General features: G+C 43.8%; 18 protein-coding genes and 1 pseudogene. 5 read left to right on the top strand and 14 right to left on the bottom strand.

Annotation, left to right across the window (positions count from 1 at the left end; all coding sequences use genetic code 11):
- Window positions 1-1,145: 1,145 nt before the first annotated feature.
- The 3 genes and pseudogenes from CLV98_RS21775 to CLV98_RS21785 all read right to left on the bottom strand — a co-directional run.
- Window positions 1,146-2,324, bottom strand: a complete 1,179-nt coding sequence (locus CLV98_RS21775) for a protein NO VEIN domain-containing protein (protein ID WP_109678013.1) — start codon at window positions 2,322-2,324, stop codon at window positions 1,146-1,148.
- Window positions 2,325-2,530: 206 nt separating this feature from the next.
- The gene (locus CLV98_RS21780; RefSeq protein ID WP_109678015.1) at window positions 2,531-3,457 is read right to left on the bottom strand and encodes a restriction endonuclease; all 927 of its coding nucleotides are present in this window, start codon (window positions 3,455-3,457) and stop codon (window positions 2,531-2,533) included.
- Window positions 3,454-3,786, bottom strand: a pseudogene (locus CLV98_RS21785) (tyrosine-type recombinase/integrase); the annotation flags it as partial. The pseudogene CLV98_RS21785 and the gene CLV98_RS21780, both read right to left, overlap by 4 nt.
- Window positions 3,787-3,904: 118 nt before the next feature.
- On the opposite strand from CLV98_RS21785, the gene CLV98_RS21790 reads away from it, so the two are divergent.
- Complete coding sequence (locus CLV98_RS21790; protein ID WP_109678019.1) at window positions 3,905-4,147, top strand: GIY-YIG nuclease family protein; 243 nt, start codon at window positions 3,905-3,907, stop codon at window positions 4,145-4,147.
- A gap of 221 nt (window positions 4,148-4,368) precedes the next feature.
- Here CLV98_RS21790 and ggt read toward each other — a convergent pair whose 3' ends face one another.
- The 9 genes from ggt to CLV98_RS21835 form a co-directional block, all read right to left on the bottom strand.
- Complete coding sequence (gene ggt / locus CLV98_RS21795) at window positions 4,369-6,060, bottom strand: gamma-glutamyltransferase (protein WP_109678021.1); 1,692 nt, start codon at window positions 6,058-6,060, stop codon at window positions 4,369-4,371.
- Between the two features lie 35 nt (window positions 6,061-6,095).
- Window positions 6,096-7,538, bottom strand: a complete 1,443-nt coding sequence (locus CLV98_RS21800; RefSeq protein WP_229203526.1) for a SusD/RagB family nutrient-binding outer membrane lipoprotein — start codon at window positions 7,536-7,538, stop codon at window positions 6,096-6,098.
- Window positions 7,539-7,549: 11 nt separating this feature from the next.
- A complete protein-coding gene (locus tag CLV98_RS21805) occupies window positions 7,550-11,137 on the bottom strand; it encodes a SusC/RagA family TonB-linked outer membrane protein (protein WP_109678023.1) in 3,588 nt (1,195 codons plus the stop codon).
- Between the two features lie 39 nt (window positions 11,138-11,176).
- Window positions 11,177-12,115 carry a FecR family protein gene (locus CLV98_RS21810; RefSeq protein ID WP_109678025.1) on the bottom strand — a complete coding sequence of 313 codons (939 nt, stop codon included), beginning with the start codon at window positions 12,113-12,115 and terminating at the stop codon, window positions 11,177-11,179.
- A gap of 142 nt (window positions 12,116-12,257) precedes the next feature.
- Complete coding sequence (locus CLV98_RS21815; RefSeq protein WP_109678027.1) at window positions 12,258-12,839, bottom strand: RNA polymerase sigma factor; 582 nt, start codon at window positions 12,837-12,839, stop codon at window positions 12,258-12,260.
- A gap of 409 nt (window positions 12,840-13,248) precedes the next feature.
- Window positions 13,249-14,784, bottom strand: coding sequence for a DUF4127 family protein (locus tag CLV98_RS21820; RefSeq protein ID WP_211320102.1), 1,536 nt, complete (start codon window positions 14,782-14,784; stop codon window positions 13,249-13,251).
- 264 nt (window positions 14,785-15,048) lie between these two features.
- Window positions 15,049-15,732, bottom strand: coding sequence for a thioredoxin family protein (locus tag CLV98_RS21825; RefSeq protein WP_229203527.1), 684 nt, complete (start codon window positions 15,730-15,732; stop codon window positions 15,049-15,051).
- A gap of 1 nt (window position 15,733) precedes the next feature.
- On the bottom strand, window positions 15,734-16,126 hold the full coding sequence (locus CLV98_RS21830) for a TlpA disulfide reductase family protein (RefSeq protein ID WP_211320104.1): 393 nt from the start codon (window positions 16,124-16,126) through the stop codon (window positions 15,734-15,736).
- A 286-nt stretch (window positions 16,127-16,412) separates the two neighbouring features.
- Window positions 16,413-17,201, bottom strand: coding sequence for a PP2C family protein-serine/threonine phosphatase (locus CLV98_RS21835; protein ID WP_109678031.1), 789 nt, complete (start codon window positions 17,199-17,201; stop codon window positions 16,413-16,415).
- Between the two features lie 265 nt (window positions 17,202-17,466).
- Between CLV98_RS21835 and CLV98_RS21840 the strand changes: the two genes are divergently transcribed.
- A complete protein-coding gene (locus CLV98_RS21840; RefSeq protein ID WP_109678033.1) occupies window positions 17,467-18,033 on the top strand; it encodes a Crp/Fnr family transcriptional regulator in 567 nt (188 codons plus the stop codon).
- 78 nt (window positions 18,034-18,111) lie between these two features.
- Window positions 18,112-18,852 (top strand): SDR family NAD(P)-dependent oxidoreductase, encoded by a 741-nt coding sequence (locus tag CLV98_RS21845; protein WP_109678035.1) that lies wholly within the window; start codon window positions 18,112-18,114, stop codon window positions 18,850-18,852.
- Between the two features lie 187 nt (window positions 18,853-19,039).
- On the opposite strand, the gene CLV98_RS21850 is transcribed toward CLV98_RS21845, so the two are convergent.
- Both CLV98_RS21850 and CLV98_RS21855 read right to left on the bottom strand, forming a co-directional pair.
- Window positions 19,040-19,906 (bottom strand): pirin family protein, encoded by an 867-nt coding sequence (locus CLV98_RS21850; protein ID WP_109678037.1) that lies wholly within the window; start codon window positions 19,904-19,906, stop codon window positions 19,040-19,042.
- A gap of 17 nt (window positions 19,907-19,923) precedes the next feature.
- A complete protein-coding gene (locus CLV98_RS21855; protein WP_109678039.1) occupies window positions 19,924-20,286 on the bottom strand; it encodes a DoxX family protein in 363 nt (120 codons plus the stop codon).
- A gap of 96 nt (window positions 20,287-20,382) precedes the next feature.
- On the opposite strand from CLV98_RS21855, the gene CLV98_RS21860 reads away from it, so the two are divergent.
- Complete coding sequence (locus tag CLV98_RS21860; protein WP_109678041.1) at window positions 20,383-20,727, top strand: winged helix-turn-helix transcriptional regulator; 345 nt, start codon at window positions 20,383-20,385, stop codon at window positions 20,725-20,727.
- Window positions 20,728-21,209: 482 nt separating this feature from the next.
- Window positions 21,210-24,815: a putative Ig domain-containing protein gene (locus CLV98_RS21865; RefSeq protein WP_109678043.1), complete on the top strand. Its 3,606-nt coding sequence runs from the start codon at window positions 21,210-21,212 to the stop codon at window positions 24,813-24,815.
- Window positions 24,816-25,157: the final 342 nt, after the last annotated feature.

The raw sequence follows: 25,157 nt of genomic DNA on the forward strand, positions 1-25,157 counted from the left end.
TGTAAAATTGTCAGACCATTGGAGTCTACGCTCCAAAACTATTTATAGAGGGGTCAGTATCACCAGAAGGGGGTCAGTATAGAACAGAATATGCACCATCCCCACCTTTCCACCCAACGCTTTTCTTTTCAGCTTTGTCGCATTGAAAATATACCAATAAAAAACAAGCATTGCTACCGGCAGATTTACAGGCAGTGGAAGGATAGTAATTTAGGCGTCAAGGCCATTTGCGAGCAGCCATCGGTCAAATACTACAGAACAAACTCAACGATATCAATTACGATGGTAAGTTCTCCGACCTACTTCCGCTTAGGTGGCAAACATCCTAAACCCTATTAATTAAGTAGCAATAGGGGGATGGTCGACGGCTTACATATTTCCTCCATTTCAGCGACTTTTGCAAGGAGCTTTTTTATCCCTAGATGATAATTCGTAACCAACCACCCATCCCCATCTTTCCACCCAACGCTATTCTTTAGAGCTTTGTCGCATGGAACATAAAAAAACGAGTATTACTATCGGCAGCTTTAGGGGCAGTGGAAGAATAGTAACCTAGGCGTCAAGGCCTTTTGCGAGCAGCAATCGGTAAAATACTACTGGACAAACTTAACGATATCAATTACGAAGATTCGGACCAGCTTCCGCATAGGTGGAAAACATCCTAAACCCTGTTAATTAAGTAGCAATAGGGGGACGGTCGAGTGCTGACGAAAACCTCACGAAAATTCCTTTTATTTTTTCCCACTTCATTGGCAAAGGTTCGGTTTGAATGCCTGTCAAAAAACTCTGGGATTGTGAGTTATGAATGGTAATAGCCGTGTTGGTCAGAGCCCAAACCATTCCATTTTTAGGAACAAATTCTTTGCTTATTATTTGTTCGCTCTCCGTTTTCAATAAGCATAAACTCGATTATAAACTTTCATAAAAAATCATTCTTCGGCTTTGTTGAAATGTGATTTTGCATTATTGGTATTTTAGTAGTCGCTAACGTTTCGGGGCTTGCCGAAGTCGGGGCATTTCAACACTGCCGTTCATTTAAAAAACTAAAGATTCGTTACGCACATAACTGTCATAGAAGTTCCTCACCCCCGCTTTTGGCAAGCCCTTGTTAATCGCTGGCATACTGTCCGTCCGAAGTCGTGTTGTCATTCTTTTAATACCGCTCTGTATAATATTGAATTGTTGCATAACTCTGTCAAGTCACCTTGACGCTTAAAGTATTTTGCTTTATTGTCTGTATCATCAAAATCGTAAAGTCGGTAGAGAAAAAATTTGTTGCTGTCTTGCATGCTACAAACAAGTTCGTTTCTTGTAATGAAGAAAGGAGTATCCGAACTGTAAGAAGTAGTTTTAACCTCAATGAAAATTTCTTGGCCGCCCTCGTCATAAGAAAGGATGTCGTAACCTAAACCATCGCCTTCAGATTTTGACTTGTGTTCAGGACTTTTCTTGATGCCAAGAGATTTTAATTTTTCTTGTTCGTGCTGAAGAACGAGAAGTTCACCGAGGTCGCCAATTCTTTTATTCTCCTTTTCGTTGTCAATGTAGTTTGTGAATGAACCTTTGAGAACAACCTTATCCGTTTTTGGCGAAATCTTTTTGTCAACCTTTATTAATCGTTTCAAAGCAGATGTCTGTGTCCTGCCTTGCTCAAACTTGCTAAAGTGTCTTACAGCAGCGTAAATGATGTCTTGCGTTAAGATTTTGAACGAACTGTCATAAAATTCTCTGTCTGTAATTCGTGTCTTGTGAAGCTCAAGCAACTCGTTGTCCATTACAATCTCCGCTTTAACTAAGTCGCAGAGAGAAAGGAACTGCAAAACATTTTCAATTTCTCCTATTGATGGTTTGTATGGGTAGTCAACAAGTGGAGCAAACTCTTTAAACATTGAGAACTTGTAGAGAAAATATCTGTCAGGAAACCGAAGGCATAGGTAAACTAAAACTGCTCGCATGTCTTGATAGTCGTTTTTACCTGGGAAAAGTTTCTTGTTTTGATTTTTGATTTTGTCTTGGAAATCAATTATTCTTTCAATGAGGTCATTCTCCTCCTTGTAAAGGTCAACAAAAAGTTGACGGATGAACTTTGGGTTCGCTTCTGCATTTTTCAGCAGCATTCTTTTTGGAAAGTAGTTGCCTGCATCAAGTAAGTTCTTCGCTAAGTGTAATGAACTGTCAAGCATTGTCGCAAAGTCGTCAGCGTCGATGTCCCAGTTCTCTTGGAAGCATTTAACCGCACGCCACTTATAAATCTCCTCCTTGTTAATCGCTTTGAAGTGGAGCTTATACTGCTTGATTATGTCCCTTACTTTTTGTGTGTTCATCTGTCAGTTTATATTCGGTCGGTTAAACTTAGCATTATTGCAAAATGCTTACGCCCGACGGTTGCGGGCTTGGCGTTCGGGCGGGTTTCGGAGCACTAAACTGTCAGCCTGCACTGAACTTGAATAGAAGGACAAAGCTCCAAGTTTGCACGTCAACCCGCCTGACTCAAAACCCGTGTTATATGCGCTTTTTCTTTCACTCGTCATTATGAAGTCTTCTTAATTACCCATTCCACAAGTCCTGCCGATATTGTCAGTTCCGCAATTTTGTCAACGAGATAAAGTTTTGTTTCTGTATCGTTTTCGTAAGTCGTCAAGTTGTTTTTTGCTGTATGAACAACATAGAAGAATTTGTCATAGTCGTTCATAGTCGCAAACTGTTCTTGATAACCTAAAAATTGTGGTAAGTCAGATTGAGCTTTAATTTGAACAATTGCTCTTTCTCCTGTCACGGGTGCAAAAAGTTCAAGGTCTAACGTCTTTTGAGTTTTTCCCGTATCGCCAACTCTTTGCCAACCTGCTTGTCTGAAAATCAAGTCAACCAAAGTTTCAAAGTCTTTCCATTGTAAATTTTGAATTAAAAAAGTCAGTTTTGATTTTAGATTAAACATTGCTTGTTCGACTTCAACAACTTCTTTCATTTGTTCGTAGTTGATTTTTGCAAGTGCGTATTTTTGTTCTGGAACACTGCAAATTGTCCCACGAAAGCCTTGTGTTTTTAATAACTTACCGCTTATGTTACTTCCAAGCAAAACATTTCCTGCAATATCTTTGTCTGACCATTTTCCAATTACAGGTCTTGTTTTTGATTTGTCGGCAAGTAAAGTGATTTCAGGTTTTGAAAAACACCACCAAAGTTTGTTTGCGTAAAATGTAATCCAAAGTGTCTTTTCGTCTTCTTCGTAAAACTGTTTGATTTGGTTTGAGTGACTTGTCGCTACAAATGTTTTTGAATTCTCTTCGGTTGTGAAATAGTCGTGAACTTTGTCCCAATGTCCGCCAACACATAGATTATGGTCAACTTCTCTGTATCCAAGTCGCAAAGTTTGGTTCTGTTCAATACATTCTTTTTCAAACTGTCCACCTTGACCAAGTTTGATAAATAGAACTTTATTTGCTTTAATTTTTGTCATTCGTTCTTGTCTGTCGGGTCGTCCTTAAAATCGCATATAACACCCTTATTTTCGTCATTAATTACATCTATATCGTATAACCCCGTAGGTTTCTCTACAATAATATCGAAATTCCCAAAAAGTTCAAGCGGGCTTTTGGCCGTTTTATTATTAATGGCCAGTACATGGGTATAAATTTCGGTGGTATTGCTACTGCTATGACCCAACATACGCTGTATAATGCGAAGATTCTCAGCTTCCTGAAGCAAATGCCGGGTGGTTGGACCCGTCGCGAAACTGTGTCCCTGGGTATGCACTGTTCCCCAGGAATTTATACCACTTTTCTCTACTGCACTTCTTAATACCTATTGGATACGCTTGGCGCTATATTTCCCACCGTCTTTAGCCCGTAGGATTTAATATATTTGTAAAAAAACAAATTATAGGTACTACTATGTATAGGTCTTATTGTCAGAAAAAGATGGATTGCTTTATACAGGTTATACTAAAAACATTGTAAACAGATTAAATGAACATAATAATGGGCAGATGCATTCTACGAAAAGTAGAGTTCCTTTAAGGTTAATATATTGGGAAGGTTGTTTAAATCAGCAGGATGCAACACGAAGAGAAAAATATTTAAAATCAGGTAATGGGGAAATTTACCTTAAAAATCGGCTCGGTAATTTTTGGAAAAATCCAACGGGATGAACCCTTCAAAGAGCCCATACGCTGGTTTATATGCTTTTTAATAAGAATAATAACCGAAAAGAGGTAAAAATCGAATTTTATCCGCAACAGCATTTTGAATTGATCCGTTTAGTGCATGGTCTGAAAAGTCAAAATGGCAGCTAAAGGAGGAGATCCTTAAAGCTGCCATTTCTAATTTTCCAAAATATCAGGTCCCTGGTCACTCCATAGTGCCGGAACCGTTAATACCCACCCGCATAGCCATCTTTCCGCGATTCGGAAGCGCCATAGTAGACCTTATTCTTCGCGTCGTACTTGATGGCCTGGTAGCCACCAAACTGATCGATTCGACCATAACTTACAGCATGACCTTTCCCGATAAGATCTCGCGTTACCTCATATGGATAGCCTCCTTCCAGAAATACGGTACCACCATCGGTCATCAGGGTGCCCGTAGGTTGCGAAGAGCCAGCATGATTGATCCTTGGGGCGTCACCAGCCTCTTGTATATTCATACCAAAATCAATCATATTGATAAGGATTTGTGCATGACCTTGGGGTTGTATCGCACCACCCATTAGCCCTAGTGTCATAAACGGTTCATTCTCCTTAGTAACAAAGCCTGGAATAATGGTATTGAACGGGCGCTTTCCGGGCTCAAAGGCATTGAAGTGATCCTTATCCTGAACATTAAACATCTGCCCCCGGTTGTGCAAACCGAACCCAAGCCCATCGGGCACCATACCAGAGCCCATTCCAGCATAATTACTCTGAATAAGAGAGACCATATTGCCATTTTTGTCGGCAGTAGTCAGGTAAATAGTATGCCCTTGGTTGAGCTCCCCAGCGTCAACGGTACGAGCGGCCTGATTCCCATCTATGAGTTTACGGCGTTCAGCAGCATATTCCTTGGATATCAGCTTAGCTACTGGTACTTTATTAAAATCCATATCTGCATAAAACTTGGCTCGATCGGCATAGGCTAGTTTTTTAGCTTCGATAAACAGGTGCATATATTCTGCACTTCCAAATCCCATACTTTTTAAATCATAGTCTTCCAGTATATTCAACATCTGTAAGACGGCAATACCCTGACCGTTAGGAGGTAGCTCCCAAACGTCATACCCCCTATAGTTAGTAGAAACTGGTTCTACCCATTCGGAATGATGTGCTGCCAAATCCTCATAAGAAAGAAAACCACCGTTCTTTTTCATAAAGGCATCGATCGTCCGAGCAATGTCTCCCTTGTAAAAGGCATCCCGTCCACCATTGGCAATTTTTTCGAGGGTGTTAGCCAGCTGAGGGTTTTTGAAAACTTCTCCTTTCTGGGGAGCACGGCCGTTGAAAGTGAAGGTCTCCTTAAAATTTGGATATTTAAGACGCCGAGGTACCTCCTGGGCCCAGCGCCTAGCGATGATTTCGGTGACCGGAAACCCCTCGCGCGCATAACCGATGGCGGGTGCCAGCAATTCGGGCATAGGGATGCTACCGAACTTTTCATGGATAGAATACCAGCCATCCACACAGCCTGGCACCGAAACCGGCAATGGACCTAGGATGGGGATAGTCTTCATACCCTTGGACTGGAAATAATCTATATTCAGACTTTTTGGGGAGCGACCGCTCGCATTCAGACCATAGAGTTTTTTGGTTTTAGCATCCCAGATAATGGCGAATAGGTCTCCTCCCACACCATTGCCAGTAGGCTCTACCAGTCCCATTAGGGCATTGGCCGCAATAGCCGCATCCATGGCGTTTCCTCCCTTTTTTAATACGTCCAAGGCCACCTCCGTGGCCAGTGGATGACTGGTAGCGGCCATTCCGTTACGAGCTATAGTTTCGGAACGGGTTGCAAAATATTTACCTGTACTTCGGGTTTGTGCCATGGATTGGATGGTAAGTACCCAAAGCAAAAGAATCAACAAATTTTTCATAAATATATTTTTTGAAATAAGGGATTAGTCCTTGTTTACAGGCTATTAATAGGAGTCCGTTCGAAAATACCAGGAACAGGATTAGGCGCGTTACTGTTGGAATTGACCTCGCTCTGGCTATAAATGAAGCGTTCGGGTAACTCATTGCCAATATTAGGAGCTATGGAAACTTTAACGGCATCGTGCCGTGTACGGCGCAAGTCGGAGAAGGTCAACTTCTGGCCAAAAAAGGTAATGTAGCGCTCGGTCAGTATCTCTTTTAATAAGGCATCGCTAGCAGTAAGCGCCGCATCGGCAACCATGCCTCCATTTTCAAAGTCATCGGCCACATAGGCTTCATACTTATAAGGAAATGATTGGTAGCTGCTATGGATATAGCCTCCATTGTTCAGATAGCTACGGTAGGCATTCAGATGTTCCAGTCCCGTTTCAAAACCATTGACCCGCAAACCAGCTTCAGCCAGAATCAGTTGATTTTCTTCGTAGGTGATCAGCGGAAAAGGAGAGGCATCGGCAAAAATGCCCATCGCCCCAGATGCGCTCGAGGTATTGGGTGTAATGTTCTCTGGATCATCCGTATTCAGAAAATAGTAATTGAGACGAGCCGTTTCGTCGGTCTTGTCATTGCCACGGTTATTGGCGTGCTCGGCAGTAAGCAAAGTAGTGATATAGGCCCCTTTGCTGCTCATGTCTCCCGCCCGACCTCCGGCCAAAAAGCTAAACATCAAATTTTGGTTTCCTCCCAAAACAGTACCATGTGGAGCCATTAGGCTATTTCCTGGCTCACTTACCCCTTTCAATGCCGCCTCATAGGCTGCTTCGTAATTTCGTGTTTCATGAAAGGCCCTAGCTTTTAAGGTATAAGCAACTTGCTTCCATTTGGAAGCATCCCCAGAAAAATGCACGTCGGCCACCGCCGGAGTTACCGACCCCAATCCCGTATCCAGCAACCCAATCGCCTCGTCCAATAGGGCTTGTATACTCTCATAAACCTCTACCTGTGGATCGAAGGTAGGATTGGGAAAGGCATCGATATCCGAAACTTGGCTATAAGGCACATCGCCCCAGCACGAGGTAGCCGTTTGTAAGGCATGCGCCTGTGTAATTTTAACTATGGCAATCAGAAGGTTATTATCCACCTCCTCGGCCTTTTCAATTAACACATAGCCATTTTTAAATACACCCGTGTAAATATTCTGCCAAATTTGATCGAAAGTCGCCCCATTCACATTATAATTGTAAAAATCGGGATATTGCCGGGCAATACCTGTAAAATACCCCGACCACATCCCAGCCATCCTGGCTGTATGGCCTTCGTGAATGGTAATATTCGCCAACTGCACCCCTGTAAGCATCAGGGAGGTCGATGCATTCGTGGGGTTATTAGGATCGGTGTTGAGGTCGTCTACAATCGACTCACAGGAAAGCCCCCCCAAAAACAGGGCTATCATCAATATTTTATATATTTTTTTTATCATGATTCCGTCTGTTAATAGTTTACTTTAATGGTAAAGAGCATCGATCGGTTTGCCGGATTGTTGAAGTAGTCATACCCCCTACCATAATAATTGCCGGTAAAGTTGGTGTCCGGATCAATCCCTACGAGCTTGGTCCATAATAAAAGGTTACGACCGGTGATCGACAATTCCATCGACTGCAAGCCCGTTTTCTTTCTGAATCCTTCGGACCGTAAGGTATAGCCCAAAGTAGCCTGGCGCAGACGTGTCCAGCTGGCGTCTTCGATAAATTGCTCCGCTACCGACCCTAGCCCACTCCCCAAGGTAGTATAGAACGACTCGTCGAGTAGGACGGTCCCGCCTCCAAAATCATGGAGATTGCCCCGTACGGTAGAACCTGCTGGGATGGTCTGGCCTGCATAGTTTTTTAGGTCCTCGGTCAGCGTGACCTCTTTACCTACATCGGCATGAGTCCCGAAGGTATACATCACGCCTTTGGTCAGCGAAGCAAAGTCACCACCTTGGAAGGTCTCAAAGAGTAGGTCTAAGTTGAAATTTTTGTAAGTTACGCTGGTACCAAACCCTCCCCGCCAGTCGGGGTTAGGGTCGCCGATGACCCCTAGGGATGGAGAAACCACAGGGAAATTATTCTCATTCATCACCAAACTACCATTGCTAGCCCGTTCAAATTGTCCACCCCAAAACACCCCTGCCTGATGTCCTTGAACGGCGCGCATATCGGCCCGGTCGGCCCGACCCGTTAGATATAGCGACTCCGTGCCCGCTAGGTTAAGGACTTGGTTCTTGTTACGGTTAAAATTGGCATTTACCGAAACCGTCCAATCTCCTTTTTTGAGAATGGAGTAGAACATATCCAGCTCCACCCCCTTATTTTCCATAGACGCCGCATTGGTGTAGCTACTGGCATAGCCTACCGATGGCGCCAGCGTCACCGGAATCAGCATATCGGTAATTTTATTGTGGTAATAGGTAAAATTGAGGCGTAGTTTGTTATTGAAAAATCGGAGATCGGTCCCCAACTCATACTCCGTCTTGCGCTCGGGCTTCAGGCGAGGATCTCCTAGTTCCGTGTTTAGTAAAAAAGCCCCTTCCCCATAGTTGGCCCCATCGAGGTTATCGCCCCATGGCCCATTGGAAAATGAACTGGCGACATAAGTGGTATTGGAACGATAAGGTAAAGGCTGGACCCCTACTACCCCATAGGACGCCCTAAGCTTTCCAAATGTGAGGAAGTTCAAGTTCTTCAAGGCATTAAGCTGGGTAAATTGCCAAGCGGCGTCGGTAGAGGGATAAAAAAAGGTTTTGTCCGAAAGGTTTCCGAAGGTAGAAGCCGATTCCCCAGCAATGGAGGCATTGACAAAAAGAGCATCAAATGCCGCTATATTGGCGGTCGAATAAAAGCGAGCCACCCGGATATGACTGCGGTCATTGAAGGGGCTGCGGTTTGTAGCTGTAGAATTGTTGAAGGTAACAGGGGCATCAGCAATCAAAAAGTTACTTAATGACCCGCCTATATTAAAAAACTTACGATCATTGACATTGAATCCACCAATGAGCGTTCCCGACAAGTTAGGACCGAAGGTATGTGTAGCACGACCAATCACATCTAGGTTCACTTCGTTTTCTGTCACTATATTTTCTGTGAAAGAGCCTGCCCCTGAACCTGGCGTATCGTTAATTGGAAAATAAGCTAAACGCTGATCCGTATAATGGTCAATACCCAGGCGGGTAGTCAGATCGAACCACTCGACCATCGGCTTAATATTCATTTCGAAACTATTGATAAACCGGTTCACCTGACTGGTGTTAGTTTGTTCATTAAGGGGCCATAATGGATTACTATATATCGGACTAGCCGTGTTACCCAAATACCTGCGGTAGGAACGTTGGCGGTTTTCAATAGGAGCTGCATTGGCATTGGAATAATAGCTGCCCTTATAATCACTGATATCAAAATCGGGTGGAGTCCTCAGCAGCCCCAGCATAGCACCAGCGGTATTATTACCCCGCTGAACCCTATTGGAGGAGCTATTGGTAAAGCCTACATTATTGGTGATCTTAATGTAATCATTAAAAGTCTTACTGACATTCAGCCGCAAGGTGGTTCGACGGTATTGGCTGTTGCCCTGTAAAATACCCTTCTGACTCAGATTACCCGCACTGAAAAAATAGGTTGATTTGGCATTCCCTCCACTCAAACTCAAGCTATTATCCCAAAAATGACCCGCACCAAATACCTGGTTAAAGTTGTCGTCAGTATACACTTCTCGGGAGTTTTTCTCCACGATAGGATAGTATTTGGTCCCATCTTGGGCCTGGAAAAATGCTCCTGAGGTATTCACCTGGTCTTCCCCACCTGCCCGATCCGCTATTTTATCTCCCCAGGAGTTGGCATGGGTGGGACTATACACCCCGCCAGAACCTTGTCCAAAGGTCGTTTGACGTGGATGAAAAGCATTTATTTTATCGACCGAATAGGTGGACGAATAGGAAATATTGATCTTGTTACTATCCTTGCCCTGCTTGGTGGTGATGATCATCACCCCATTCGCCGCCCTTGAGCCCCATAGGGCCGCTGCCGATGCTCCTTTCAAAATTTGGACCGAGGCTATATCATTGGGATTAAGATCATTGAGACGTGACTGTTGCACAACGCCCCCCTGACCCGCACCCACCGTGGAATTGCTAATCGGAATACCATCGATCACGATTAGGGGCTGGGTATTACCAGTAATAGTACTCTGGCCACGAATCTGAATAAAGGCCCCGGCGCCTGGGTCGCTCCCCTGCCCCGATATCTGAACCCCCGAAGCCTTTCCGGCCAAACCATTTATGATACTGGCTTCTCCCGACTTCCCTATGCTCTCACCCGTTACCTTGGAACTCGTAGAAGCCATCTTATCGGCTACCTCCTTAAACCCCAGAGCCGTAACCATTACTTCATTCAAAATCCGGGTATCGGCGGGCAAATATACATCTAGGGTCGTGTGGTTCAGTACGGGTAGCTCTTGGGTGCTATATCCCAAATAAGAAAATACCAAGATGCTCTCTGTAGAAGGCACCGCTATGCTATACTTCCCGTCAGAATCGGTACTGGTGCCAACCATCGTACCCTTCACCACCACATTGACACCGGGCAAAGGACCTCCATCCTCTTTGGCGAATACCTTCCCGGTCACAATAATTTCGGCCTGCTCTTCCACTATGGTAAGTTGAGATACCGGCTTGGCCACAGGCTTTTCCTCTGCCGGCTTTTCCTTGATCACATAGGTATTATCAAACCGCTCGTACCTCAAATTCAAAGGGGTAAGAATATCATCCAAACATTCTTCTACCTTGCCGCATTTCTCTAACGTTACTTTTATACGTTTATTAATAATAGCCGATTTCTGGTAAGCGAAATGAACCTCATATTGTTTTTCCAAATCCTTCAGCACATCGGTCAGAACCCTTGTCTGTTTGGATTCAGTCACTTCCGACCTAATGTTGTGCCCCGGTTTCACATCTAAAGCGGCAAGTTCATGATTTTGCGCCAATGAGGGCACACAGCAACTCCCCAACAGTAGAGTCAATACTCTACATCGTAGTAATAGCTTCATAGGATAAGAATGGGTTAAGGTTTTACATATTTAAAAAATTCAGTATTTGGGTTTAATCTGAAAATTTACGCGGGACCCTTGTCGGGCATGTTTCAAGTTTAGAGTTTCGGATAATACCTTCAATACGGTATCCATATTCTTTCTGGGGATGGTACCCGTAAACCGAAGATGTTCGTAAGGTTTATGGGGCAATTCAATGGAAATGCCGTAATAAGCTTCCAATTCACCTTTCACCTCTGTTAGCCCGGCATCTTCAAAAACAAATAGGTTGTTTTTCCAGGCCATCCAACGAACTCCATCTACCGGCTGTATGGCTAAGCTATCGGTATTCCGGGTATATTCTGCCAATTCGCCAGGCTTCAACGCCGCCTTCCCTAGGCCAGTTTCGAGTTCCACACATCCCTCATGCAGGTAAACCGTCGTCTGCTCAGCTGCCTCCACCACGTTAAATTGTGTACCCAGGACCCGTATCTCTATACCCGATGCGGCTTGAACTACAAATGGCTTTTTGTCTATGGTTTGTTCAACGTCAAAAAAGGCTTCCCCTTTCACCAACTCTACCGACCTTACTTTACTTCGTGTCCATTGCTCCAAAAAACGTACTTGACTATTCTGATTCAGTGTAATATGCGTTCCATCAGTTAAGCGTATGGTCTTAATTTCCCTATTCCCGGTCATCACTTGGATTGTGGACACGGGCTCTTCCAACGAACCAGGCAAATTCCCATTAGATAAATAAAATAACCAACTACTTACCAAGACTACTACTGCGGCGGCGGCTATCGGTATCAACCATTTTAATACAGGCTTCAGATTACTTTCCGCTTCGGCCAGTATTTGTTGGTTCAGGCGCTTATCCAATAGCTCATCCAACTCCCCTTGCTGTTGTAGATAAATAAATACTTCGAGCTCCTCGTCCGTAGCTGTATGATCCAAATACCGATCTACCAATCTCTGCAAGTGCTTCCGATCTCTCATATTACTTCTTGTTATTTAAAAGACAATTGCGAAAGGCTCCAAGGACCCCCTGATTCCTTAAATAATTTCATTTTTATTGAAAATTGATATTTTTCACCAACATAGTTCTACATTAACAAAGGAAACAGTCATGAATAGTCGTTCAGAAGAAAAGAGTAACCGCAGTAGTGAAGGCTATACCAAGATCCTTCTCTATGGCTATGCGGAAGGTTCGCATGGATTTTACCATATGTTTCTTAATGACATTACGGGAGATCCCCATAATACCTGCGGCTTCATCGTAAGACAATCCTTTCTGACGGCAAAGCCTAAAAACTTCCCTACTCTGTGGACTTAATACTTGTAATACTTGCTGAATGAATTGGTTATATTCCTCAAACTGAAGCCTTTCCTCAGGCTCATGATTGACTTCGTTATAATTCAAAAGAAAGTTCGACAATGTCTTTTCTTCGGAGAGGAACTTCTTGAGAAGGTTGAGACTATGGTTTTTCCCAACCGTTAGTAAATACGAACGAAAAGAATGGATTTCAGATAGTTTATCCCGATCCAGCCAGATCTTGATAAAAATTTCTTGACAGGCATCCCCGGCCAAATCTGGCGATTTCAGAATAGGAAGGACAAACCGATATAAAACAGGATGGTAATGATAAAATAAAGTAGAGAATGCCTTTTCATCCCCTTCTCCCACAAGCCGAAGTATTTGCTGTTCATTCGTCATGGCCATGTTTTAGTAGGTTTTATCCGTATTTCACCCATTAGAGCTAGCGAAATAAATCAGAATAAAATATTGCGTATTGATACTTTTGCAGAACAACTATCGAGCGAGAATGTGCTTATACAAAACAATTTTAACGAATGACGGTCGACCAGACAAATAATATTAAAAAGATACAGGGAATTGTTCTTTAATTCCCAATTGATAGATCAAATTTTACTCGTAAGTAGTATTTTTTGAACTCCCACCCTACTAAGCAATTGTCACCTACGATGAGAGGCGAATGCCAACAATACCAAATGCCATGACATCGAGACCCCTTCTAATGCCTCCAAACCAATTGGGTATATCACCAGCAATATCCAGATAATCCATTTCCCTTGGGCGCCGTTTGGAAAAGGAAGAATTGCAAGGGAATTTATTCAAAAGAAATTTCAGCTTCGAAAGTACGTGACCATGGAAGATAAAAGCTTACCTCCTTTGGATTAAAGCCGTAAAAATGAGCGGAAAATGCATTGATTCTTTCAAGACAATAATGTTCAACATCGATGGTTTGTTGGGTATTCAAAAGGAGGCTATTCCACCCTTTTGCTTTAATAAACTGTAGTGCCTCAGGTCTAATCTTGGCATGATAAAGATAATCATCCATCAAGCGATTTAAGATAAACCAGCCCTGGGCAGTAGCGCTTCGCTTCATCTCTTCGGGTTGGGTATTTCTTTTTAGAGCCGCTCCATAAACAATGCCTTGAGGTAACGCAGTACCTATCGCATTCCCAGCCGTATTCCAACTGGCATAGCCGTATAAATTCTTAAAAATCTTCATTTCATTCAAGCACTCTGTCAACACTTGGTCCCCCCCTTGAACATTTCCAATAGGATCAATATCCGCAAGGATAAGCCCTATCCCAGACTGTCGCTGATGAAACTCAGAGATTTCATGGGCATAGGACATCGAACGGTTGCCTTCGAGCCGATCGGAAAAAACGAAAAATACAATATCGGCTTCCTCCTTGGTAAAAACTTCAAGAGCACCTACCGCCTTTAAATGAAAACTCACCGTTTTCCTCAACGTTCGGTCCTCAAAAGGCATCACGGTCTGGGCCGATTTTTCCGAACCGTAATAGGCAAAAACTCTCGGATGATAGGCATATCTATCACTCACGCTCCTAGCCAATAACAACATGGAAACTTCATCAGCTCCAGGTTGTATCGCCACGCGATTAGCTAGGTTAGCCTCGGCGACCATCTTGACTAAGGCGTCGCGATCAGCCAAATGAATGCCTGAAGGCTTAGCGTCGTCTTGTGATATAATGAGATAATCAAACACCTTGGATTTGGCATATTCTACGGCTAATTGGTTAATAATCAAATTTCTAAGCCGAGCATTTTTATAGTCCTCCAATACTTGTACTGGAATCGCTTTTTCCAAGGCTAGGGTCTGCTGTCGATGCGACGGGTTGGGAGAGATTTCCGCCCACTTAGCGAGTTTCGTCCTATAGGAATCATTGGCCCCATCTGCCGTGGGTGCTAGTCTCATGATGACCGAAGAACCATAAATCCTAAGGTGTGGTGCTAAGGCCCTCAGTTTGCCGACTATGGAAATACGCCTTTTTGCCAACTCCAACGGGGTTGCAAATACACGTGAGGCCACCAGCCCCCCATAGGCCAGCATATCTAATGATATAATTGCGGCATCAAAATCAGTTAAGTTTTGCCGCTCTATCCATTTAATTATTTCATCGGGCTCACCATAGCGCATAAACCTACCCAATAAGGCTTTTGGAGGGGTCACCAACTCAATCCCATCAATTTGGGCCATCTTAACGGGAAACTGTAGGCAAGGAGGACGGTCGTCCAAGGGAATCAATAAAATCTTGTTGGTAGCCTCAGCTACACCTGTAGAGATCCCTAAAAGGTAAAATAATAGTCCGAGAAAACTCGTCAAGATCTTCATATTTGCACGCACTGGTTAACGGCCACCAAAATTGAAATTTAATATTTCAATAAGCAAATCATGTACAAACTATCGCTACTGATTTAAATAGCAATAATAGATTATTTGGAATAAAATCGCCCCTCAATAAATAAAGGAGTATCAGCCAGGTCAAGGCATCATTACTCCCCCCCATCTAACCATCCACACCCTCTGGGACCTTTTGCGCATTACCATTTCTGTAAGATGACGGCCGAACGGCGTGCCCAAATAGGGTACCGCCTCCTAGCTTAGCTTTACAGGACAGCCAATGGCCTTGGTGAAATTGGGGCTTGGTGCCTCTCCTTTTTTTAAGGCCTCAATGGCATTTTCAACGTATTTCACCATGACCGATTCTGCAGACCTCGAATTATCATCTATCGTTCCAATATATTGCACCCTAAGCGATTGGTCCAACAAAAACACATGGGGCGTTCTCAAAGCACCATACTGAGATACTATTTTCTGACCTTCATCTGCTAAATAAACGAATGGAAACTTCTTTTCTTCCGCTCGTTTCTTCATCGCTGCATAGCTTTCTCGGTCATTGGACTCCGACACATTCGGATTGATGGCAATTACCGAGTAGCCCTGCGGCGCATACTTTTCGTGTAGGGCCATTAACCGATCTTCATACATTTTGGCAAAAGGACATTCATTACAGGTAAAAACGACGATATACCCCTTTGCATTCTTGATGTCAGACAGGGAGAATAAACTACCATCCACATTTTTTAGTCTAAAATCGGTAGCGGTATCCCCTATTTTATACCCTTTCATATCCTGTAGCGTTTCGGTTTGCTCGGGATTATGCCCCCCACCCCCACCTCCTCTTGGCGGGCCTGGCCTGCCTTGGGCCTGAGCGTTAACGGCTGTAAACAGTCCGCTGAATAGAATAAGGGCTAGCTGAATCAATTTCATTTTTCTCATTTTATCGGTTTTTAAAAGTGTTATTTATGGTTTGTTCCAGATCGGGCAGATCATTAAAAGGACGCTCGTGAAACGAACGGTTTTTATTATCAAAAATAATGGTAAACGGGATGGCACCCGACCAATTGGGGTCCACTCTGTCGATCCATCTGTTGGCATCCGGATCATCCAAAAGTGCCACCTTCAGCGTAATTCCTTTCTTTTTTAAAAAGGGTTTTAGCTTGGTTTCTATATCCTCCGGAAAATCCAAACTAACCAATAAAACGCTTGCGTCGGGGTATTTTGCCTTGTACTGCTCCAACAATGGCAATTCCTTTACACAAGGGGCGCACCACATGGCCCAGAAATTGACAATATGGATGCTCTCTGAATCGGTACTTAACAGAGGTTCCAACGAATCGAAGTTGTATATGGGGATGTCTGCATGGCTGCCATAAGGAGTCGCCGGCGTTGGGGTATACGGCGGGCTACTTAACCCGAAACAGAAAGGAAGAATGAAGATTATTATCGATAATACGCCTGGCCTCATGCTGTGGATCACTTGTTGCTGAATAGAATAGACTGTAAGAAATTAAAATGGTTTAATCCTTAGACCATCATTCAGCCAAAATCCGTCGGTGGCCGTGAAATTTAATTTAAGCGGTAGGCTTTAAACAGGGGATTCGCCATTCGTGCCTGGCCTATTGCCTAAAATGCGCCAACACCACCGTAATATTATCGTGCCCTCCGGCCTGGTTGGCTGCATCGACAAGGGCCTGGGCTTTGGCCTTTACACTTAGCTCATGGGATAGCACCAAGCTGATTTCCTTTTTTGTAACCAGATCCGTCAGCCCGTCCGAACAGAGCAATAGCATATCCCCTGGCACAAAATCGGCCGTCCCTGTATTTATAAAATTTTCATCGTTAGGCTGTTGAAGGTCCCTACCCAACAGCCTAAGTATCTCATTCCTTTTGGGATGCTGCATGGCCTCCTCTTCGGTAAGCTGGCCCAAGTCTTCAAAAAGCCCTACAATAGAATGGTCCCTACTCAATTTCCTAAGTTCACCCTCACTCCAAAGATACAGGCGGGTATCGCCCACATGGCCATAATAAACGCGTCGAGCCACTGGATCGGCAATGGCCACGGTAAGCACACAGCCCATCGCCGAAAGTATCGCATCAGTCCTGGCTTTTTCATAGATGCGGTTATTGGCTTCCGTAATGGCTTCATTGATCTGTTGGACAGGTTCTGCCAAGACAGGTTCTGTCAAGACAGTTTCTGCCTGGGCAGAACCTGAGAGCAACGCTATGACCGTTTCCTGAGCAATACCCGCAGCCACTTCCCCACCTTCATAGCCACCCACCCCATCGATAGCCGCCAACAGCACGGCCTCTCTGCGGCCTATCGACTGTGCGATGTAGCAATCCTCATTAGTATCGCGGTGCCGCCCCTGGTCCGACAATCCGTAAAAGTCTAATTGTTCTAACATATATTCTGGGTTAGAATACTCCTTATGCTAAGCCCCTCTCGGAGAAATATCCCCATCACCTCTAATTAGAGTCAGGTACTCTTAGGCTTCTGCTAATAAATATAATCCTTTCCTTTTCTATTATGCCATTTATTTAAGAAGTTGTAAGGAATTAATTATAGGTTCTATGCTAGTAGTCTTCTACTTGAGCGACAAGAGCAATATTGCGATTCATTTTTTACCAAAAGGTAATTAAGCCAAAGGATATTATTTTTAACTCGCATCAATGGAAGAACTGATTGAATATATCCTGAAATTCGGGAATCTTAATAGGCAGCAAATTGACCTTGTAATCAGCAAGGGACAAATCATTCAATTAAAAAAAGAGGAATATTTTTCTGAGGCAGGGAAAATTCCAAAGCAGGTTGGGTTTATAGTAGCAGGCGTTATTCGCGGTTGTTATTACAATAATAAAGGCGAAGAAATCACCCGTTGTTTTATTGGTGAAAACAGCCTGGTTTGTGATTACGTAAACTTCGAGGCGAGCACTTCCTCTTCGGAATACTTGCAAGCCATTACCGATTGTAGCCTTATCGTATTTTCAAAGAAGAACTGGGAAGAGCTCTCCCATATTATCGTGGGTTGGGACCATATTAAAAATAAAATGGTACAGCTCTGCATGTACCAGAAATCAAGGAAAGGCCCCGTAATTTCGCAGAACGCTACCACCAGATATCTGGAATTTTTGGAAAATTATCCTACACTGACCAACCGGATTCCTCTATCCTACATAGCCTCCTATTTGGGAGTGACCCCACAATCTCTTAGCAGAATCAGGACCAACATCCGCTGATGCTCCTTTTTAACATTTGGTAAATGATGCCCCAGTCTAATACCTGAATTTTGTAATGAAAATTAAAAATTACAAAATATGAAAACAGTATTAATAACAGGAGCCAACAAAGGCATTGGTTTTGAATCGGCCAGGCAACTTTTGGCGAAGGGATTCTTCGTATTCATTGGAAGCCGCAATAAAGACAACGGCTTGGAGGCAGTTAAGAAACTCCATGCAGAAGGATTTTCGAATGTTGAGACGGTCGAACTGGATGTTACTGAACTTGCATCCGTGCGTACAGCACGTGAAGAAATAGGCAAAAAGGTATCGGTTCTGGATGTACTCATCAATAATGCAGGCATCAACGGAGGCAGCCATCCTTACACCCTACTGGAAGCCACCAGCAATGAATACTTGGATGCATTCACAACCAATATGGTAGGCACATCGAACGTAACACAAGCATTTATAGATCTGATGAGAAACGCTGCTGAACCTAGAATAGTCAACGTAAGCACCAGTGTGGGGTCTCTTTCATTGCAGAGTGACCCCAAATGGCCTGGGTACAGTTTTGCTAAATACGGGGTATATGCCATTTCTAAAGCGGCACTGAATATGTATACGGTACAGTTAGCTTATGAGTTACGTGATACGAATATTAAGGTAAATGCCGTTTGTCCAGGACTTACAAAAACCGATTTTACATTCTTTAATGGTGGGGAGGTCCGTGTAGCCGCAAATAGAATTATCAAATACGTTCTGATTGAGAATGATGGACCTACAGGTATGTTTTTCAGCGAAGAAACTAATCCAGAGAGTGGTGTGATTCCATGGTAAAATATTTATGGGGTGGATCCGACCCAAACCCTTCTGAAAAGACTTTCCGCAACAATTACTGTTCTTGCCGAAAAATTTTCGATACCCAGGTAACCTTACCCCTACTGCCTGAAATCGGTAGTTCAGCGGGAGGTCTGACATAAAACCCATGAACTATTTGCTGCGTTTACCAAGGCACGATGGTTACTTACCCATTCACACCGTATTCAATTTTCTGTCTATTCGGAAGCTGGTTCAGATGAGGCATTTCACCATTTCTATATGCCCGGTACAAACGGGCAATGTCGTCACTCGTATCCCCAACAAAAGGTCCGTGAGTTATAATGGGTGCCTTATGAGCTGGAGCGGCGTAAAGTACAAAATGGGTATGGTCGGACTTCGAAATAAACGAAATTTGACTTACCGACTCACCTTTTGGTTGGTCCATCCACCCCACCTGACCAGACTCAATGGTGCTGTTTCCGATTTGCACAACGCCATTTAAAACATAGAGCAAACCCCTGAAATTAGCTGGTAATTCCTGAGAGAGGCTTTGATTGGCCTTTATTTTAAAGTCTACCAAGATCAGGGGTGTATGATTTTTTACTGGAGATATCAATCCGTTGCTTGCTCCACTATAGACTAAGATTTGGTAATTTTCAGTTTGGATCTTTGGAACCGCTTCCAGTGTTATTTTTTGCCAAAAGGGCTCTGCCCAGCGCTTTTCAGGAGGTAAAGCTAACCACAATTGTAATACATGGAGGTTTTGTTCGGTCGTCACCTCTTCGGTATGGACAATACCTTTACCTGCCGTCATCAATTCAAAGCTTCCCGTAGGTAAACCCTTTTCATTACCTTGCAATACCAAAGTAAGGGTTTCGAAGCCAGCATGCGGATGCGCACCTCCTACTGGTTCCCCTCCGGGAAGCTTAAGCCTATCATCCATAAATAGCAGAAATGGGTCAGATTCTTCCCAGGAGATTCCATCTAAAATGGCCGAGGCACGGTGTCCTGCCCCCAAAAATCCCTGATGCCAAGGGCTCTGGGTAATTTTTGATATAGTTCTTTCTACCATTTTTATTGAGCGTTAGCCTACAGTAACCTTTGTTTTAATTCAGGAAAACGAATGAATGCCGTGATCCATATAAGTGTTTGAACTATAACCGCCGTGGCAATGGATTGCTGATGTTGCAAATGGGTAACAATCGCCCCGCCCATGTAGGCAACCAATAATAACGTTCCTAAAATTGCTGTTTTCGGAATCACGAAGAGTATAAGAGAAACGATTTCTATAATCCCAATGAGTAGAAACGTGTTAGCATCCAAACCAAACTCCGAGGCCTGGGTTAGTGCCGTTTCGTTTTGGGTAATTTTCATAAAAGCACTCATCGTAAACAGAAGCCCTAAAATGATGGTTAGCACCCATCCTGCAATTTTCATAGTTTTTTGAGACATAATTAATAAGTTTTAATGCTGCTACAAAAATCAGCATAATTACTATACATTTGTTATCTGTTACAAAAAGGATAGTACTTACAAAAAGAATAGTAAATGAAAAAACATACCTCAGAAAGCTGTTCCCAAGCTAAGCTGGCCATACGGGACACCCTTGATGTAGTGGGAGGAAAATGGAAGTTGGTCTTGATTTCTGTATTGCAAGGTGGTAAAAAAGGATTTAATGAATTATCAAGGGAGGCCGGAATATCCCCACGCATTTTGTCCAAAGAACTGCAGGAATTGGAAATGAACGGACTGGTCACACGTGAAGTATGCAACACCAAACCCGTAACCGTTCAGTACGAGTTAACAGAATATAGCCGTAGCTTATACGAGGTTTTGCAAGCCATGGAAAAATGGGGGCATCAGCACAGAAAAAAAATGTTTTCGAAAGCATAACTTTTTTAAGACCACTCAGGCGGTACTTCAAGTTTAATTTCAGAAAATACACCTCCCAAAAGATATGTAATCAACCGGAAATAGTTGATTACCACAAAATAACCATGGGATAAAACTTGGGAAGGGTAAAATCGTGAATCAATGCGAATGGCCTTGTATAAGTGGGTTGAGGAATTAGAATCAGGCCAGAACGATCGGCGAGCATTTGATTCGAAGCAAGGCTGTCACTCATGAAACCGTATCAACCATACCAGTTACTTCAATCAACCCCTGCCCTTCCATAAATATCTCAGTGGATTCCAGCGAGCTTGAATTAAAATATAATTTTATAAATATTAATACAAAATCTTGGCTTAAACAAATAATTATAATGGGATTTAGAAATACGACATTAATTCTAGTCAAAATCTAAAATAATTTCGATTATATAGTGCGATCTTGCGAGTAATATCGCTAAAATACTTCTAAACAATTGCACTTTTATGTCTAAAACCTTTACTAGCCCAGTTCAATGGCTACCTACCTTTCTAATTTTGTTACTACTTTTAGTAGGACAGGCACACGCACAAAAGCCGACCTCATTTTCCTATCCCAGCCCGGTTGTTTATTCTGCGAATGTCAGCAATGTATATTTATCACCCACTGTTACTGGTTCGGTAGATTCCTACTCCATGCCAGCCTCGCCTGCACTACCAGCCGGATTGACCTTCAATACCAATACAGGGATTATCTCCGGTAAACCTACTGCCGCGCTTAACTCCACTACCTATACGATAACAGCGCATAACGGTTTTGGTAATGCCGTTACTACGGTGACGATGACCGTTTTAAACTTCTATTTAGACAACGCAAATGCGCAAGTTTCTTTTGGAGGTACAGGGGTTACCATATCCCATCCGAACGGAACCTCTTCAGGAACCAGTGTTGGAGATATAACTTTATACGAAAATGTGGCGACCCTAGGTGGCCAAGCCGTCGACTGTTATGTGTTAACTAAGGCCATCAACAACGTAAGTTCATGGATAACCTTTGACCAAACGGCAACATCGGGTGGCGGATACGATTCCAATGACCCCAAATTCTTTTCACCTCAGCTAAACTTTGGAACGGGGGGCGGCAACGTCACCTTTGAATTTCAGTATATTTTTCATGGGACTTATAACAGCACCACCAAATCGGGAACCAATGTGGTGTTACAGAACGTAACATTGAACACCTACGACATAGACGGTAACGGCGGGACTGACTCTTACCAATTCAACGAATTTGGCGGCTTTAACACCAGCCAGTTGGGTAGTACGCCCACTGTTGCTGCCAGTTATAATGCAGCTACCGGCCTCACTAAGTTTAGATCAACCTCTACCACCAACAGCACCACGATAACCGCTCCGGCTACGAGGGTTCAGGTAACCTACAGCTATTTGAGTAATTTCACGATTGTTGTAGGGGCAGAAGGTTCTGGTGTGTCTTTCTTCTTCCTAGACATGGCCTATAGATCTTTCGCTGGAACTAATATCACCTCCAGCCCTTCTATTGATTTGGATACCAGTTCACCTGGTGTAGCCAACGAATCCTCTAACTGCGGTGTAGATTTAGCCTTTACAGCTTCTTCTCAAACCAATATAATCGCACCCAACGCATTGTCGGAGTTTGACGTAACCTATCCACTATCCAGCATTACAAATGGCTCCAGTGAGGAGTTGGTAATTAATGGGGCTACGGCAGGTACGACTAACCATGCCCTTAATTTTACGAGCGGATCGACCGGTACAGTAACCGTAGGCGGGGTGGTATTCAATTTTACCAAAACCGCTACTACGGTCGGCGGGATTACTACAAATAAAATCGCCTTCACGCGTTCTACGGGTGGAACCACTTTTGCAGCAGCACAGGCAGAGACTTTATTGGACGCACTGCGTTACCGCAATAGCGCCATCTCTCCGACTAACGGTGAACGGAAATTTACCGTCAACGTGCTCAACACGGTCTTCAAAAGCCCCGATGCCAGCTTTTCGGCAGGAGTTAATTGTGTTTCCATTGCAGGCCATATTTATAAGGACCAAAATGGTCTTTTAGGTACGGATGCTAATACAATCAGTGCAAACTCGAACTCCGGACAGTTTGGAGCAGGAGAAGTATATGCGATCCTAGTAAACCCTGTCGACAACACCGTGCTTTCAAGCCAGCCAGTGGCTGCTGGTGGAGGGTATAGCTTTGGAAAAGTTTCTCCGGGCAATTACATCATATATGTTTCTAACTCTTCTCAGAATATTGGGACTACTTTTAGCGCTCCAACCTATCCGTCCGGTGGCTATCTGAGTATAGGTGAAAACCTGGGAGCCGGTGCGGGCAACGACCTTTTGGTGGACGGAACACTCTATATTACCGTCGGTTCCATTCCGGTTACAGAGGCAAACTTCGGTTTAAATACCCCTCCAATAGCCGAGAACGTTACGGCAGCATCTCAGCCCAATCCAGGAGCCTCGCAGCGGGTAGTGGTTCCCACCCTTAATGGGAGCGATCCGGAAGAAGGAACGTTGTCGGGAGGAACGGGTAATACCCTAAAAATAACCAGCCTTCCTACCAACGGAACTTTGTATTATAATGGCGTTGAAGTGACGCTCAATGCCTTAATCTCCGATTACGATCCGACCAAATTGACAGTAGATCCAATAGCGGGAGCACCCACCATTGTTTTTACCTATAAAGAAATTGACGCAGGTGCTTTGGAGAGTCCGAATGCAACCGTAACGATGCCGTTTACGGAAATTTTGATTTCGGGAGATGTTTATTATGATGTTAACGGGGTAACCAATGGGGCTATCGACGGGACCTTAATCAATAATCCGAACGGCGACCAACTTTACGCCAATCTGGTAGACCCCAACACTGGACTGGTCGTGGGAACCGTTATGGTTAATAATAGTGGTCATTATTCCTTCAATAGTGGTAGTGGCTTACGCACCAATTCCACATTTGAGGTGGTGATAAGCACGGTGGAAGGCGTTGTGGGCACTACCACGGGAGTGACCTCCGTTCTTCCCGACTACTGGGTAAGCACAGCGGATGGCTTTGGCGATGGTTCTACCGATGGTCGACCCAACGGGGTATTGACCGTCAGCATGGTATTGACTAACATGACGACCAACTTGGATTTTGGAATTGAACAGGCCCCTGTATCGGGCAGTGGGAGCAATTCGGCGGTAGATCCGGGCGGCGTGGCAAATGTAACGGTACCAGCAAATACTTTTACGAATGGCGCATGGAGTACCGATATTGATGGAAGCGTTAAAAATATACGCATAACTAGTTTCCCCTCCAATACCACGAGTATCACCATTAATGGTACTACCTACAATGCCAATGTTCCATCCGAAGTCAGTGCCCTGCTCAGCCTGATCATTCCCGTGGACGCCAATGGCAGCCCTACTGTGGCTATTGCAGTTGATCCTTCTGGCACTGGTGCATCTTCTGTGGATATCCCCTTTGTTACGATTGACAATGCAGGAAAAGAAAGTAAATCGATAGGTCATGCGGTCATGGACTTTTCTGCCCTCCCTGTCCAATTGAAATCCTTTGATGTAAATAAGGAGGGTGCTGCCATCAGGCTCGATTGGGCAACCACTGAAGAAGAAAACAGTGCCTTCTTTGAAATTCAACATAGTACCGACGCAAAATCATGGAATATTCTGGGAGAGGTTCAATCCCAGGTCAATTCCAAGACTGAGCAACACTATCAGTATATACATGAAACGGCTCAGGCAGGTCAGAATTATTACCGACTAAAAATGGTGGATTTGGACGGATCCTTTAGCTATAGCCGAATAAAGAGTCTATTGAATGAATTCGGCCTTAAGCTTACCGTATTTCCTAACCCGGCATCCGAAATCATATTGCTTGAAAATTTGGATCAATATGATGTAAAGAAAATTGAAATAATGGATGTGGCAGGTCATATGGTTTACCATTCGTCTACTGTAACGAAAGCGGGGATCCGTATTTCGAACCTTGCCAGTGGGAAGTACATCATGCTACTGACAGAAGCAAATGGCAACATAAGCAGCAAGTCATTTGTGATTAGAAAGTAAAGCGCCTTTACAGTATTTTTAGACCCAAACCGAATACCTCTTCTCCGGAAGGGGTGTTCGGTTTTTTCTTTACCATCCCAGCAGATCCTAGCCCAAAGACCCCAGCTTAAAAGGGCTTTGCCATCACCCTACTGTTGCCCGGGTTCTTTATCGACAGTTGGAGGATGGTGAAGTTGCGGGTTTGGTGGGGGGAGGTAGATATGGACATAGTTAACGCTACAAATGCAACTACTAATCCACCTCTTTAACAGCGTGGTTTAAGGATTCAGGTCGTTAAGGACATTCCCTCCTATCCTAATCGAATTTGGCAAGTATAAGCCAATTACTGAAACAGCCGCTACC

It is taken from the genome of Dyadobacter jejuensis (genome assembly GCF_003149085.1).
Lineage (GTDB): Bacteria > Bacteroidota > Bacteroidia > Cytophagales > Spirosomataceae > Dyadobacter > Dyadobacter jejuensis.

What these genes read in the sequence shown, in the direction of transcription:
- CLV98_RS21835 (WP_109678031.1), bottom strand. Translation starts at nt 17,201, where the DNA reads ATGTTAGAACAATTAGACTTTTACGGATTGTCGGACCAGGGGCGGCAC.
- CLV98_RS21780 (WP_109678015.1), bottom strand. Translation starts at nt 3,457, where the DNA reads ATGACAAAAATTAAAGCAAATAAAGTTCTATTTATCAAACTTGGTCAA.
- CLV98_RS21850 (WP_109678037.1), bottom strand. Translation starts at nt 19,906, where the DNA reads ATGGTAGAAAGAACTATATCAAAAATTACCCAGAGCCCTTGGCATCAG.
- CLV98_RS21775 (WP_109678013.1), bottom strand. Translation starts at nt 2,324, where the DNA reads ATGAACACACAAAAAGTAAGGGACATAATCAAGCAGTATAAGCTCCAC.
- CLV98_RS21840 (WP_109678033.1), top strand. Translation starts at nt 17,467, where the DNA reads ATGGAAGAACTGATTGAATATATCCTGAAATTCGGGAATCTTAATAGG.
- CLV98_RS21825 (WP_229203527.1), bottom strand. Translation starts at nt 15,732, where the DNA reads ATGAGAAAAATGAAATTGATTCAGCTAGCCCTTATTCTATTCAGCGGA.
- CLV98_RS21820 (WP_211320102.1), bottom strand. Translation starts at nt 14,784, where the DNA reads ATGAAGATCTTGACGAGTTTTCTCGGACTATTATTTTACCTTTTAGGG.
- ggt (WP_109678021.1), bottom strand. Translation starts at nt 6,060, where the DNA reads ATGAAAAATTTGTTGATTCTTTTGCTTTGGGTACTTACCATCCAATCC.
- CLV98_RS21845 (WP_109678035.1), top strand. Translation starts at nt 18,112, where the DNA reads ATGAAAACAGTATTAATAACAGGAGCCAACAAAGGCATTGGTTTTGAA.
- CLV98_RS21805 (WP_109678023.1), bottom strand. Translation starts at nt 11,137, where the DNA reads ATGAAGCTATTACTACGATGTAGAGTATTGACTCTACTGTTGGGGAGT.
- CLV98_RS21815 (WP_109678027.1), bottom strand. Translation starts at nt 12,839, where the DNA reads ATGGCCATGACGAATGAACAGCAAATACTTCGGCTTGTGGGAGAAGGG.
- CLV98_RS21800 (WP_229203526.1), bottom strand. Translation starts at nt 7,538, where the DNA reads ATGATAAAAAAAATATATAAAATATTGATGATAGCCCTGTTTTTGGGG.
- CLV98_RS21860 (WP_109678041.1), top strand. Translation starts at nt 20,383, where the DNA reads ATGAAAAAACATACCTCAGAAAGCTGTTCCCAAGCTAAGCTGGCCATA.
- CLV98_RS21810 (WP_109678025.1), bottom strand. Translation starts at nt 12,115, where the DNA reads ATGAGAGATCGGAAGCACTTGCAGAGATTGGTAGATCGGTATTTGGAT.
- CLV98_RS21855 (WP_109678039.1), bottom strand. Translation starts at nt 20,286, where the DNA reads ATGTCTCAAAAAACTATGAAAATTGCAGGATGGGTGCTAACCATCATT.
- CLV98_RS21865 (WP_109678043.1), top strand. Translation starts at nt 21,210, where the DNA reads ATGTCTAAAACCTTTACTAGCCCAGTTCAATGGCTACCTACCTTTCTA.